Origin of the sequence: Dechloromonas sp. ZS-1 (assembly GCF_039649255.1) — a bacterium.
Lineage (GTDB): Bacteria > Pseudomonadota > Gammaproteobacteria > Burkholderiales > Rhodocyclaceae > Azonexus.
The window spans coordinates 44,599-57,054 of record NZ_JBDIYD010000017.1; the positions used below are offsets into that span (position 1 = coordinate 44,599).

General features: G+C 61.2%; 11 protein-coding genes. 6 read left to right on the forward strand and 5 right to left on the reverse strand.

The features are described 5' to 3' along the window. The first annotated feature begins 107 nt into the window (after positions 1 to 107). The 4 genes from AACO21_RS15290 (at position 108) to bamC (ending at position 4,129) form a co-directional block, all read left to right on the forward strand. Entirely contained in the window at positions 108 to 1,076 is a 969-nt protein-coding gene (locus tag AACO21_RS15290; RefSeq protein WP_346193391.1) for an acetyl-CoA carboxylase carboxyltransferase subunit alpha, read from the forward strand. Then, complete coding sequence (gene tilS, locus AACO21_RS15295) at positions 1,045 to 2,028, forward strand: tRNA lysidine(34) synthetase TilS (protein WP_346193392.1); 984 nt, start codon at positions 1,045 to 1,047, stop codon at positions 2,026 to 2,028. The genes AACO21_RS15290 and tilS overlap by 32 nt, the downstream gene beginning before the upstream one ends. A gap of 78 nt (positions 2,029 to 2,106) precedes the next feature. Next, the gene (dapA, locus tag AACO21_RS15300) at positions 2,107 to 2,985 is read left to right on the forward strand and encodes a 4-hydroxy-tetrahydrodipicolinate synthase (protein ID WP_346193393.1); all 879 of its coding nucleotides are present in this window, start codon (positions 2,107 to 2,109) and stop codon (positions 2,983 to 2,985) included. Positions 2,986 to 2,998: 13 nt separating this feature from the next. Further along, entirely contained in the window at positions 2,999 to 4,129 is a 1,131-nt protein-coding gene (bamC, locus tag AACO21_RS15305) for an outer membrane protein assembly factor BamC (RefSeq protein ID WP_346193394.1), read from the forward strand. A gap of 152 nt (positions 4,130 to 4,281) precedes the next feature. Here the strand turns inward: bamC and AACO21_RS15310 are convergent, their stop codons facing one another. From AACO21_RS15310 to AACO21_RS15320, 3 genes are all read right to left on the reverse strand, one after another. Then, a complete protein-coding gene (locus AACO21_RS15310; RefSeq protein WP_346193395.1) occupies positions 4,282 to 5,565 on the reverse strand; it encodes a transglutaminase-like domain-containing protein in 1,284 nt (427 codons plus the stop codon). An 83-nt stretch (positions 5,566 to 5,648) separates the two neighbouring features. Next, a complete protein-coding gene (locus AACO21_RS15315) occupies positions 5,649 to 7,073 on the reverse strand; it encodes a PhoH family protein (RefSeq protein ID WP_346193396.1) in 1,425 nt (474 codons plus the stop codon). 23 nt (positions 7,074 to 7,096) lie between these two features. Further along, entirely contained in the window at positions 7,097 to 7,552 is a 456-nt protein-coding gene (locus AACO21_RS15320; protein WP_346193397.1) for a peroxiredoxin, read from the reverse strand. Positions 7,553 to 7,656: 104 nt separating this feature from the next. On the opposite strand from AACO21_RS15320, the gene AACO21_RS15325 reads away from it, so the two are divergent. Next, positions 7,657 to 9,798: an ABC transporter substrate-binding protein gene (locus tag AACO21_RS15325; RefSeq protein WP_346193398.1), complete on the forward strand. Its 2,142-nt coding sequence runs from the start codon at positions 7,657 to 7,659 to the stop codon at positions 9,796 to 9,798. Continuing rightward, positions 9,798 to 10,970: a methyltransferase gene (locus AACO21_RS15330; protein WP_346193399.1), complete on the forward strand. Its 1,173-nt coding sequence runs from the start codon at positions 9,798 to 9,800 to the stop codon at positions 10,968 to 10,970. Before AACO21_RS15325 ends, AACO21_RS15330 begins: the two co-directional genes overlap by 1 nt. Positions 10,971 to 10,984: 14 nt before the next feature. Here the strand turns inward: AACO21_RS15330 and AACO21_RS15335 are convergent, their stop codons facing one another. Both AACO21_RS15335 and ubiG read right to left on the reverse strand, forming a co-directional pair. After that, the gene (locus tag AACO21_RS15335; protein ID WP_346193400.1) at positions 10,985 to 11,662 is read right to left on the reverse strand and encodes an HAD-IA family hydrolase; all 678 of its coding nucleotides are present in this window, start codon (positions 11,660 to 11,662) and stop codon (positions 10,985 to 10,987) included. Beyond that, complete coding sequence (gene ubiG, locus AACO21_RS15340; RefSeq protein WP_346193401.1) at positions 11,655 to 12,353, reverse strand: bifunctional 2-polyprenyl-6-hydroxyphenol methylase/3-demethylubiquinol 3-O-methyltransferase UbiG; 699 nt, start codon at positions 12,351 to 12,353, stop codon at positions 11,655 to 11,657. The genes AACO21_RS15335 and ubiG overlap by 8 nt, the downstream gene beginning before the upstream one ends. Positions 12,354 to 12,456 lie beyond the last annotated feature (103 nt).

Below are 12,456 nucleotides of genomic sequence, written 5' to 3' on the forward strand. Positions count from 1 at the left end.
ATATCCGCCTCCCCGGCATTCAAGGGGTTTCCTAGGGGATGGTCGTGAAGGGGTGGCAGGATTGCCCTTTGGGGTAGAATACGCGCCAGTTTAAAAACGAGCAGTCCATGAAAACCAGTTTCCTCGACTTCGAACAGTCCATTGCCGATCTGGAAGCCAAGATCGAAGAGTTGCGCTTCGTGCAGGATGATTCCGCCGTCGATATCTCGGAAGAAATCGACCGTCTGGAGCAAAAGAGCGCCCAGTTAACCAAGGATATCTACGCCAAGCTGTCTCCCTGGCAGATTTCTCAGGTGGCGCGCCATCCGCAGCGCCCCTACACGCTGGATTACATCCAGCACATCTTCACCGATTTTGAAGAGTTGCATGGCGATCGTGCCTTTGCCGATGACCACGCCATCGTGGGCGGTCTGGCCCGTTTCAATGGTCAGCCGGTGATGGTGATCGGGCATCAGAAGGGGCGGGATACCAAGGAAAAGATTTTCCGTAATTTCGGCATGCCGCGCCCGGAAGGCTATCGCAAGGCCTTGCGCCTGATGAAGCTGGCTGAAAAATTCGGCCTGCCGGTGATGACCTTTGTCGATACGCCGGGGGCTTACCCGGGGATCGATGCGGAAGAGCGTGGTCAGTCGGAGGCCATCGGCCGCAACCTCTATGTCATGGCTGAGCTGAAAGTGCCGGTCATCGTCACGGTGATCGGCGAGGGCGGTTCGGGTGGCGCGCTGGCCATCGCCGTTGGCGACATGGTTCAGATGCTCCAGTATTCGACCTATTCGGTGATTTCGCCGGAAGGCTGCGCCTCCATTCTCTGGAAGAGTGCGGCAAAAGCACCGGAAGCGGCTGAAACCATGGGGATTACCGCGCAGCGTCTGAAGACCCTGGGCCTGGTCGATAAAATCGTGAATGAGCCGCTGGGTGGTGCGCACCGCGATCACGCCGCAATGGCACAAAATCTCAAGAAAGCCTTGCAGGATGCATTGAAGCAGGTGGCCGGCCTGTCGACCTCCGAACTGCTGGCCCAGCGCTACGAGCGGCTGATGAGCTATGGCCGCTTCAAGGAACAGGACGCCGCCTGATCTCCTGACCCGGGTCGGCGATTTCATCGCCGCCCATGCCGGGACGACTGCACCGCTCCACGTCGGCTTGTCTGGCGGTTGCGATTCGGTCGTCCTGTTGCATTTGCTGTCCCGGCTTGGCCTCGGGGCGCGCTTGCGTGCTGTGCACGTCCATCATGGTTTGTCACCCTATGCGGATGCGTGGGCGCAGTTTTGTCTCGATTTCTCGGCCCGCCTGGGCGTCGACTGTCAGGTTCTGCGCGTACAGGTACGGCGCAACACGGCTCAGGGCTTGGAGGCCGAGGCGCGTCACGCCCGTTATGCCGCATTTATGGCTGCCGGGGTGGCGCAGCTGTGTCTGGCACATCATCAGGACGATCAGGCTGAAACCGTCCTTTTCAACCTCCTGCGTGGTTCAGGGGTGGCCGGGGCGAGGGGGATGCAACCGGTGTGCGCCATGGCATCCCTGCGGCGCTTGCGTCCCTTACTGGATGTGCCGCGTAGCGCCTTGCTTGCTTATACCGAGGCGCATGGGCTCGACTGGGTCGAGGATGAGAGCAACGCTGATCGGCGTTACAGCCGGAATTTTCTTCGTCATGCCGTGTTTCCAGTGCTGACCGAGCGTTTTCCGGCTGCGTCAGCCAAGCTGGCGCAAGCGGCCGAGCATTTCGCCGAGGCAGCTGACTTGCTCGACGAACTCGCGCGTCAGGACTGGCAAGCCGCCGCCGATGGCGATGCTTTGCGCCTGAGCGTCCTGCGTACCTTGTCCGTGCCGCGCCTGAAGCATCTGTTGCGACACCGGTTGGCCGTGCTCGGCTGGCATGCGCCCGTCGCCGCACGGCTGGATGAATTTGCCCGTCAGATCATGACGGCGGCACCAGACCGTCATCCTTCGCTGCTTTTGCCGGAGGGTGTCATGCAGCTTTCCCGCGGTCGACTGCGCTGGATCGGTAAAAACCCGCCTCAAGGGTAACAATCTGTTACCCCCTGCCTATCCGCATGCCGGGGGGTTCAGTTACAATCAACGAATTATTTTCTTCCGTATACGGTCATGATTACTGGATCCATCGTCGCCATCGTCACCCCCATGCATGAAGATGGCAGCCTCGACTTGAATGCCCTGAAGAACCTGATCGATTTCCACGTTCAGGAAGGCTCTGATGCCCTCGTGGTGGTGGGGACGACCGGGGAATCACCGACGGTTGACGTTGAAGAACACTGCCAGTTGATCAAGACCACGGTCGACCACGCGGCAGGCCGTATTCCGGTGATTGCCGGGACGGGGGCCAACTCGACGGCCGAGGCGATCGAGCTGACCCGATTTGCCAAGGAAGCCGGTGCCGACATGGCGCTCTCCGTCGTGCCTTACTACAACAAGCCGACGCAGGAAGGTCTGTATCGCCACTTCAAGACCATCTCGGAGGCGGTTGATCTGCCGATCCTGTTGTACAACGTGCCGGGCCGTACGGTCGCCGACATGTCCAATGACACCATTCTGCGTCTCGCTGAAGTGCCGGGGATCGTTGGGGTGAAGGATGCAACCGGCAACTTCGATCGCGCCTGCGATCTGATTGCCCGTGCCCCGAAGGGCTTTGCCTTGTACAGCGGCGATGACATGACCTGTGTCTCGACCATCATGATGGGCTTCCACGGCAACATCTCGGTCACGGCCAACGTTGCGCCGCGCCTGATGCATGAAATGTGCGTTGCCGCAGCCGAAGGGAATGTGGCCAAGGCGCGCGAGATTCAGTTCAAGCTGCTCGGACTGCATCGTGATCTTTTCTGCGAAGCCAATCCGATTCCGGTGAAGTGGGCGGTTCACAAGCTCGGTCTGATCCCGAACGGTATCCGCCTGCCGCTGACGACCTTGTCGGAAGCTGGTCAGCAGCGTGTTCTGGCCGCCATGCGCCAGGCCGGCCTGATTGCCTGACGGAGCACGATCAATGAAATGCCGCTATTCCGGGTTGCTGATTTCCCTCGTCGCGCTGGCCGTGGCGGGGTGTGGCATCCTGCCTGATTCGAAGAAGATTGATTACAAATCCTCCGGCAAGGCGCCTTCCCTTGAAGTGCCGCCAGATCTCTCGCAGATCAGCCGCGATGATCGTTATAAAGTGCCGGATGGCGCGGGCAAGGGTTCCGCGACCTTCTCCGCTTACGCGGCAGATCGGACGCCGGCCGCTCAGGCTCAGAATAGCGTGGTGCTGCCGCAGATCGACAAGGTTCGTGTCGAACGCTCCGGTACCCAGCGTTGGCTGGTGGTCAATGTGCCGGCCGAAAAGGTCTGGGATACCGTCAAGGAGTTTTGGCAGGAGTCCGGCTTCATCGTGAACGTCGAACGCCCCGAAGCAGGGGTGATGGAAACCGACTGGGCAGAAAACCGCGCCAAGATTGGGGATGACCTGGTGCGACGGACCTTTGGTCGCCTGCTGGATACCTTGTATTCCACCGGAGAGCGCGACAAATTCCGGACCCGCTTTGAGCCGGGTGCTGAACTTGGTACGACGGATATCTTCATCAGCCACCGTGGGATGGAGGAAGTCTATTCCTCTTCCGCCAAGGACCAGACCCGCTGGCAGCCGCGCGCTGCAGATCCGGAGTTGGAAGCTGAAATGCTGCGTCGCCTGATGGTACGTCTGGGGGCGGAAGAGAAGCGTGCAGAAGCCGCCTTGGCGTCGTCGGCCAAGACCGAACCGCGTGCCCGCATGGCGGGTGGCAAAAACGGGGACGGCATTCTGGAAGTGGATGAGCGCTTCGACCGTGCCTGGCGTCGCGTCGGGCTGGCGCTGGATCGTGTCGGCTTCACCGTGGAGGACCGTGATCGTTCTCGTGGCCTCTATTTCGTGCGCTATGTCGATCCGGAGCAGGACAACGCCAGCAAGAAGGATGATGGCATTCTGGCCAAGCTGGCTTTCTGGAAGGGTAAGGAAGCTGTCTCGTCCAAGGTGCAGTACCGCATCCATGTCTCGGGCGTGGGAACACAAACCACTGTCCAGGTGTTGACGGCAGAAGGGGGCGCGGATCAATCGGAGACTGCCCGCAAGATTCTGGGCTTGCTGCAACAACAATTGCAGTAATTTTGGCGCCACCCAGCTTTGCCCTTGTCGCGCGATGAGGGCAAAAAAATCCCCGCCCAGTGATGTGCTTGGCGGGGATTTTTTATGCCACTTTATGGCATGGCACGATCCCCTTGAGCCGCTGTGTGCGGCGCAGGGGGTTTCGCAGGGACTTAGAGCGCGATCTGACGTGCGTTGATGGTGTATTGGATGGCGGCGGGAACGTTGCCGTCGTGGCGGGTGCTGCCGGCCTCGAGTTGTGGCGTGAGCAGAAAAGGTTGAGCGAACTGGCGTCCGGGCAGGGTGATGTCGGTGCCGACGTTGAAGGCAATCCAGTTCATTTCCCAAACCCCGAAGAGCACGCGCTTCAGCGACTGCAGGCGGCTGTCGCGATCCGAAATGCCTTCCAGCGCAATGACGCGACGCACATCGCTCGGGTCGACCGGAATCCAGCCATAGCCAGGGATATAGAACTCGGCGCGTACGTGTTGCCCGCGCGTGGCATCATCACCGGACAGGCCAAGGCTGCGGAAGAGGCGGGAAGGGCCGACACGCAGGCCGTAGACACAGCGCGCCGGTATGCCGATGGCCCGGCAGATGCCGACAAACAGGCCGTTGATGTCGGCCGAGCGGCCGCCATATTGCCCGCGCACCAACTGCGTTCGCACGTCGCCGGTACCGCAGCCGGGCAGGCTCGGATCGTAAATGCTGTTTTCAATGACCCAGTCGTAGATCGCTTTGGCCTGGGCAACCGGATCCTTGATGCGACCCAGAATACGTTCGCCGAGTTGGTGGGCCAGTCCGTCATTCGGGACCAGTTGGGAGGCCTGGAGGTTCTTGCGCAGAATGTCCTCCCGCTCCGGGGCCACTGTCCGCTTCGTGATGTCGAAGTGACGATCGGCGGTGGTCACCTGTGTGCGTAACTGGAGGCGACCGTCGTTACCGTCCTTCCACTCGCAGTAGAAGGTTTCCAGATTGCCGTCGGGCAGTCGGCGCATGCTCGATTGCACCGGGTTGCCTTCCCAGGCGTGTCCGAGCGTCCGTTGGAAAAGGGTGTCCTGATTGAGCGGCAGGGGCAGCCAGAGCCGGTTTTGCCCACTCTGTTTCAGGTTGACCGTGGTCGTGATCTCATAGGTGCGCCACTCGCTGGGCGGTTCCTGGGCTTTGACCGGTGGCAGTTTGGCTGCAGTCGTACCTTGCGGCGGACGCTCAATGACCGGATCTTCTGCGGTATGGGCGACTGGGCCCTGAGGGGCAGCGGTGCGTCCGCCGCGTGCCTGGCGGGCGTTGGTGGGCCGGGCATTGCGCGACGTATTCGAAGGCTTTGCGCCGGGTTTCGCGCTCGGCTTGGTGCTGGCAGGTTTACTGCTGCTCGATTGTTGTTTCTTGGCAGCCCAGGCCTCGGAAACGGCCATCGAGAGTGCGGCAAAAGAAGCAAGGAATTTACGGCGTTTCAAGACATTCCTCCGGCATGGACAGCCCGTGGCTGAAACGAAAAGGCCGTGTCACAGACACGGCCCCTTTGGAATTGTGGAATTGATTATAGCACTTCGGCTGCGTGGTCCGCGAGACGCGAGCGCTCCCCTCTTTGTAACGTGATGTGACCGGCATGCGACCAGCCTTTGAAGCGGTCAACCACATAGGTCAGGCCGGAACTCCCTTCTGTCAGGTAGGGGGTGTCGATCTGGGCGATGTTGCCCAGGCAGACCACCTTGGTGCCCGGGCCGGCACGGGTGACCAGGGTTTTCATCTGTTTCGGCGTCAGGTTCTGGGCTTCATCGATGATCAGGTATTTTTTCAGGAAGGTGCGGCCGCGCATGAAATTGAGCGACTTGATCTTGATCCGCGAGCGGATGATGTCGTTCGTGGCCGCCTTGCCCCAATCGCCGGCGTAAGGGCTACCGGCTTCCTCCGTGTGGGTGAGCACGTCGAGATTGTCTTCGAGTGCGCCCATCCAGGGGGCCATCTTTTCCTCTTCAGTACCCGGCAGGAAGCCGATGTCCTCACCCACCGGCACGGTAACGCGGGTCATGATGATTTCGGCGAAGCGCTTGCTCTCCAGTACCTGCGTCAGGCCGGCGGCCAGGGTCAGCAGGGTTTTGCCGGTCCCGGCCTGGCCGAGCAGAGTGACGAAATCGATGTCCGGATTCATCAGGAGGTTGAGTGCGAAATTCTGTTCGCGGTTGCGTGCCGTGATGCCCCAGACCGCATTTTTAGGATGGGTGTAGTCGATCAGGGTTTCCAGCACGGCGGTCTTGCCGGTGGTTTCCTTGACGATGGCCGAGAAGCCGTCCTTTTCCAGCCAGACGCATTCGTTGATCAGCAGTTGCGGGCAGAGCGGGCCGGTCACCTTGTAGTAGGTTTTGGTTTCCTTCTTCCAGGATTCCATGCCTTTGCCGTGCTTGTCCCAGAAATTGTCGGGCAGGGCGCGGGTGCCGGAGTACAGGATATCGGTGTCTTCCAGTACTTTGTCGTTGAAGTAATCCTCGGCAAGGAGGTTCAGGGCGCGCGATTTGATGCGCATGTTGATGTCTTTCGACACCAGGATGACGGCGCGCTTGGGAAATTTTTTCTGCAGGTGGATGACGACCGAGAGAATCTGGTTGTCGACCTTGGAGGTGGGCAGGCCTTGCGGCAATTCGTGGCTGATCGCCTCCGTCTGCAGGTAGAGCCGGCCGCTTGCCAGCTTCGCCGAGGGACCGTAGAGGTCGATGCCTTCTTCGATATCGACCTCTTCACCCGCCAGCATCTCGTCGAGGGTACGCGAGGTCTGGCGGGCGTTGCGGGCAATTTCCGACATGCCTTTCTTGTGGTTGTCGAGTTCTTCCAGCGTCATGATGGGCAGGAAGACATCGTGTTCCTCAAAGCGGAACAAACAGCTCGGGTCATGCATCAGGACGTTGGTGTCGAGAACGAAAATCTTCGTCTGGACGGACTTCTTGGCTGCGGCAGGTTTGCGCGGCATGACGGGCCTCGGCGAGTGGTGGGTTAAAGGGTCTTCACGTAATCAAGCACTTCCTGGACGTGGCCGGGCACCTTGACGCCCCGCCATTCGCGGCGCAGGACGCCCTGGCGGTCGATGACAAAGGTGCTGCGCTCCACGCCCCGAACCTGTTTGCCGTACATGTTTTTCAGCTTCATGACACCAAACAGGGTACAGACCGCTTCATCAGCATCCGAGCCGAGTTCGAACGGGAAGGCCTGCTTCGCCTTGAAGTTCTCATGTGACTTCAGGCTGTCGCGGGAAATGCCGAGGATCAAGGCATCTGCTGCCGTAAATTCGGCGTGCAGGTCGCGGAAATTCTGGCCCTGGGTGGTACAGCCCGGCGTACTGTCCTTGGGGTAGAAATAGATCACGACGATCTTGCCGGCCTGGCCGGAGAGCGTGAAGGTCTGGCCGCCGGTGGCGGGCAGGGAGAAGTCGGGGACGGATGTATCGAGCATGTTTGCCTCTTGGTTTGGGTTGCAGTCCATTGTGGGCAAATCGAGGTCTTCCGGTCAAGCCGGGGATCGGCCTGTGTCCGGGCATCTTCGGCTAAACTGGCGGCATGCGAATTCTTTGTTTCGGCCTTCTCGCCGCTTGCCTGCTGACCGCCTGCGGGCAAGCCTGGAACGACCCCTATCCGGCACAGGAAGCAGGGCGCGACATTCTGTACACGGCCTTTACGGAACGGCCCAAACACCTTGATCCGGCGCAGTCCTACACCGAGGATGAGGCCACCTTCACCGGCCAGATCTACGAGCCGCCCCTGCAGTACCACTATCTGCGCCGCCCTTATACGCTGGTGCCGGCCACGGTGGAGGCCGTCCCGGTGCCGCACTATGTCGATGCGGCGGGCAAGGCTTTGCCCGCTGATGCGCCGGTCGAGCGGATTGCCGAAAGCATCTACGAGTTGCGGCTGAAGCCGGGCATCCGTTATCAGCCGCATCCGGCCTTTGCGCTCGATGCCAGCGGTCAGCCGCTTTATTTTGGGCCCACGGCGGCGGTCGACCGTCAGCGCATGGCCGATTTTCCGGAAACCGGGACACGCGAGCTGACGGCGGACGATTACATCTACCAGATCAAGCGCCTCGCGCACCCGCGCCTGCATTCGCCGATCTACGGCATGATGGCCGAGAAAATCGTCGGGTTGAAGGCGCTCGGCCAGGCGTTGGCCGAGGCGGCCAAGCAGGTACCCAAGGAAACCTGGCTGGATCTCGATGCTTTTCCGCTCCCCGGTGTCGAGCGGGTGGATCGCTACACTTGGCGTATCCGCATTCAGGGTAAATACCCGCAATTCGCGTATTGGCTGGCCATGCCGTTTTTTGCCCCGGTGCCGCGCGAAGTCGAGCGTTTTTACGCCCAGCCCGGCATGGCCGAGAAGAATTTGACCCTGGATTGGTGGCCGGTGGGCACTGGTCCGTTCATGCTGACCGAGAACGATCCCAATCGTCGCATGGTGCTCACCCGCAATCCGAATTTTCACGGCGAAACCTATCCCTGCGAGGGCGAGCCCGGCGATGCCGAGGCCGGGTTGCTGGCCGATTGCGGCAAGCCGTTGCCGCTCATCGAGCAGGCCGTGTTTACGCGGGAAAAAGAGTCGATTCCGTACTGGAACAAATTCCTGCAAGGCTATTACGATGCCTCCGGGATTTCATCGGACAGCTTCGATCAGGCGGTGCGCATCGATGTCGGTGGTGGCGTGGGCTTGAGTGATGCCATGCAGGCGCGCGGCATCCGGCTGCTGACTTCGGTCAAGAGTTCGACCTTCTACATGGGCTTCAACATGCTGGATCCGGTGGTGGGGGGGCTGTCCCCACGGTCGACCAAGCTGCGGCAGGCAATTTCCATTGCCATCGATCAGGAAGAGTTCATCTCGATTTTCCAGAACGGGCGCGGCATTCCGGCGCAAAGCCCGCTGCCGCCGGGTATTTTTGGTTATGAAAACGGCGCGGAGGGGATCAATCCGGTGGTGTATGACTGGGTCGATGGCCAGCCCCGGCGCAAGTCGGTTGAGGTGGCGCGTCGCCTGCTGGCCGAGGCGGGCTACCCGAATGGGCGCGACGACAAGACTGGCGAGCCGCTGGTCGTCTATCTCGATACGACCGGTGGTGGCAGCGGCGACAAGGCGCGTTTTGACTGGCTGACCCGGCAGTTTGCCAAGATCGACATCCAGCTCGTGGTGCGCAGTACCGATTTCAACCGTTTCCAGGACAAGCTCAAGAAGGGCAACACCCAGCTTTACTACCTGGGCTGGAATGCCGATTATCCTGACCCGGAAAATTTCTTCTTCCTGCTCCATGGCGCGGAAAGCCGTGTCGCGCAGGGGGGTGAAAATACGTCCAACTACGTCAATCCGGCGTTTGACCGTCTCTTCATCCGCATGAAGAACATGGACAACACGCCCGAGCGCCTGGCCCTGGTGCGCGAGATGAACCGGATCCTGCAGCATGATGCGCCCTGGGTGTTTGGGCTGCATCCCAAGAGTTACACGCTGGGTCACCGCTGGCTGAAAAACCGCAAGCCGAACGATGTGGGTAACAACATCCTGAAATATCAGCGTATCGACAGCGTTGACCGTCGGGCTGCCCGTGCCGACTGGAATGCGCCGGTGCGCTGGCCCATGCTGGCCGTGCTGCTGCTCGGAGTCGGGGGGCTGGTGCCCGCCTGGCTGGCCTATCGTCGCCGCGAGCGGCGCGCAGCACGCTGATGTTGTTGGGTACGCGTTTGCGGCAGCTGGATGCCGTGCTGCTGGCCTGTCACGATCTCTGGCATCCGCAGCCGTTTCGTGATCCGGTACTGTCGTGGATGTCGGTCTATCCTGCCTTGCATGCCGCGCTGCAAGACCTGGACGAGGCCGAGGTGGGGCATCTCAATGATGATTGCGGGGCTGCGCTCACCTTCCTCGCTACGCATGTACCGATGGTTGCAGAGGTGGCGGCGCTCTCTGAGGTCGCCCCGCTGCCGGCGGTTGCCTTGCCTGATCATGGCGCGCGCTGGGCCTGGGAAATTCCCGGACGAAAACGTGCCCAGATCGAAGCGTTTGCGGCCGCTGCACAACGGACTGCCTGGCCAATCCTCGACTGGTGCGGCGGAAAGGGGCACCTCGGACGCTTGCTTGCCCTGGATCGAGGCTGTTCGGTAGAGACGCTGGAGATCGATGCAGCGCTCTGTCAGGAAGGGCGAATGCTCGCCGCCCGGCAAGACCTGGCGCACCATTTCACTGAAGCGGACGCGCTGCAGGCGCATCCGTCCGAAGCGCATCAGGGGGTGGCCTTGCACGCCTGCGGTGAGTTGCACCGCCGTTTGGTGCAGACAGGAGCAGCGGCGGCGCTCCCGGCGCTGGATGTTGCGCCGTGCTGCTATTACCGCGGCGTGACCGAGATCTACGCGCCGTTATCGCCGGGGCGTACCCTGCAACTGACGCGGGACGATACCCGGCTGGCTGTCACCGAGACCGTCACGGCATCGCCCCGTCTGGCACGGCAACGGGACAAGGAAATGGCCTGGAAGCTGGGCTATGATGCCTTCCGCCGCACTTTGGGGATGGCGACCTATCGCAGTTTCAAGCCGGTGCCGGCGGCGTGGTTTCGCGGCAGTTTTGCCGATTTTCTCCGCTTGATGGCGGCACGCGACGGGTGGCCGACCGACGCGGTGGCGGGGCTGTCTGATGCTTGCGAGCGGGCGGGATGGCAGCGTCAGCACGCGCTGATGCGGGATTTGATCGTGCGCCATGCTTTCCGGCGAGCACTGGAAATCTGGCTGGTGGGCGATTTGGCGGATTACCTCGCGGATCGCGGGTACCGTGTACAGGTTGGTACCTTCTGCCCCCGCCATCTGACGCCGCGCAACCTGTTGCTTTCTGCCCGATGGGCAGGTTGACGACAGGTAGCCGTTCAGCGTGCAGTGGGCGGTATGGCCTGCGTGCCCAGGTAAGCGATTAAGGCTTCGGGGTGATCGATGATCAGGTCTGCACCCCAGGTTTCGATGGGGCCGCAGTCGCCCAGGTAGCCGTAGCGTACGGCAACGGTGGTGCAGCCTGCTGCGCGTCCGGCTTCAATGTCGCGGCGGTCGTCGCCGACGAAGAGGGTGCGTGCGGGATCGACCCCGAGCAACGAACAGGCGTGCAGAACCGGGCGGGCTGATGGTTTGGCTTCACTGGTTGTGTCGCCGCTGACCACGCAGGTCGTGCGCGGGCTGAGGTCGAGTTGTGCCACCAGCGGATCGGTAAAGCGCATGCGTTTGTTGGTGACGATGCCCCAGGTCATCTGACGCTGTTCGATGTCCGTGAGCAGGGCCGGTACACCGTCAAACAGCCGGCTCTCGACGCAGAGATGGGCGGCGTAGCGGGCGAGAAATCGCTCCGCCAGCGGCGCATAGTCCATATCTTCCGGGGTGAGCCCGAATGCGGCATGCAACAGGCCGCGTACGCCTTGGGAGACGTACGGGCGCAGTCGATGAAAGTCTGCCGGCGGTCGACCGGCTTCCATGAGCAAAAAATTGGCGGCACCGCACAAGTCCGGTGCGGTATCCGCCAGGGTGCCGTCGAGGTCGAAGAGGACCGCTTCAAGCATGCCGGATGGTGCGCATCAGGTAGTTGACGCTGGTGTCCTTGCCCAGGCTGTATTCTTTGAGGAAGGGGTTGTAGCTCATGCCGATCACTTCCTGCGGCTCCAGGCGGGCCAGCTTGGCCCAGCGTGCGAGTTCGGAGGGGCGGATGAACTTGGCGTAGTCGTGTGTCCCCTTGGGCAGCATCTTGAGCACGTATTCGGCGCCAACGACGGCCAACAGATAGGACTTCGGGTTGCGGTTCAGCGTTGAGAAGAAAACCTGGCCGCCCGGCTTGACCAGCTTGGCGCAGGCCGTGATGACGCTCGAGGGGTCGGGCACATGTTCGAGCATTTCGAGGCAGGTGACGGCATCGAAGCTGTTGGGCATTTCTTCGGCCAACTGTTCGACGGCAACCAGGCGGTAATCGACCTTGCGACCGCTTTCCAGCAGGTGCAGGCGGGCAACGCCCAGCGGCTTTTCGGAGAGGTCGATCCCCATGACGTCGGCGCCGCGTGCTGCCATGCCTTCTGAGAGCAGGCCGCCGCCACAGCCGACATCGAGAATGCGCTTGCCAGAGAGGCCGATGCTCTTGTCGATCCAGTCGATGCGCAGGGGGTTGATGTCATGCAGCGGTTTGAATTCGCTGTTCGGGTCCCACCAGCGGTGGGCGAGTTCTCCAAATTTGTCGAGTTCGGCTTGATCGGCGTTGAGCATGGTGATGAGGGTGTGCGGTGAAAATGAAAAAGCCCCGCGGTGCGGGGCTTTCGGTGAAGCGTCGGCGGATTACTTGGTGCCGATGACTTCGATGTCGACGCGG

Coding starts and splice junctions, on each gene's coding strand:
- AACO21_RS15290 (WP_346193391.1), top strand. CDS start 108: ATGAAAACCAGTTTCCTCGACTTCGAACAGTCCATTGCCGATCTGGAA.
- tilS (WP_346193392.1), top strand. CDS start 1,045: ATGGCCGCTTCAAGGAACAGGACGCCGCCTGATCTCCTGACCCGGGTC.
- dapA (WP_346193393.1), top strand. CDS start 2,107: ATGATTACTGGATCCATCGTCGCCATCGTCACCCCCATGCATGAAGAT.
- bamC (WP_346193394.1), top strand. CDS start 2,999: ATGAAATGCCGCTATTCCGGGTTGCTGATTTCCCTCGTCGCGCTGGCC.
- AACO21_RS15315 (WP_346193396.1), bottom strand. CDS start 7,073: ATGCCGCGCAAACCTGCCGCAGCCAAGAAGTCCGTCCAGACGAAGATT.
- AACO21_RS15320 (WP_346193397.1), bottom strand. CDS start 7,552: ATGCTCGATACATCCGTCCCCGACTTCTCCCTGCCCGCCACCGGCGGC.
- AACO21_RS15325 (WP_346193398.1), top strand. CDS start 7,657: ATGCGAATTCTTTGTTTCGGCCTTCTCGCCGCTTGCCTGCTGACCGCC.
- AACO21_RS15330 (WP_346193399.1), top strand. CDS start 9,798: ATGTTGTTGGGTACGCGTTTGCGGCAGCTGGATGCCGTGCTGCTGGCC.
- AACO21_RS15335 (WP_346193400.1), bottom strand. CDS start 11,662: ATGCTTGAAGCGGTCCTCTTCGACCTCGACGGCACCCTGGCGGATACC.
- ubiG (WP_346193401.1), bottom strand. CDS start 12,353: ATGCTCAACGCCGATCAAGCCGAACTCGACAAATTTGGAGAACTCGCC.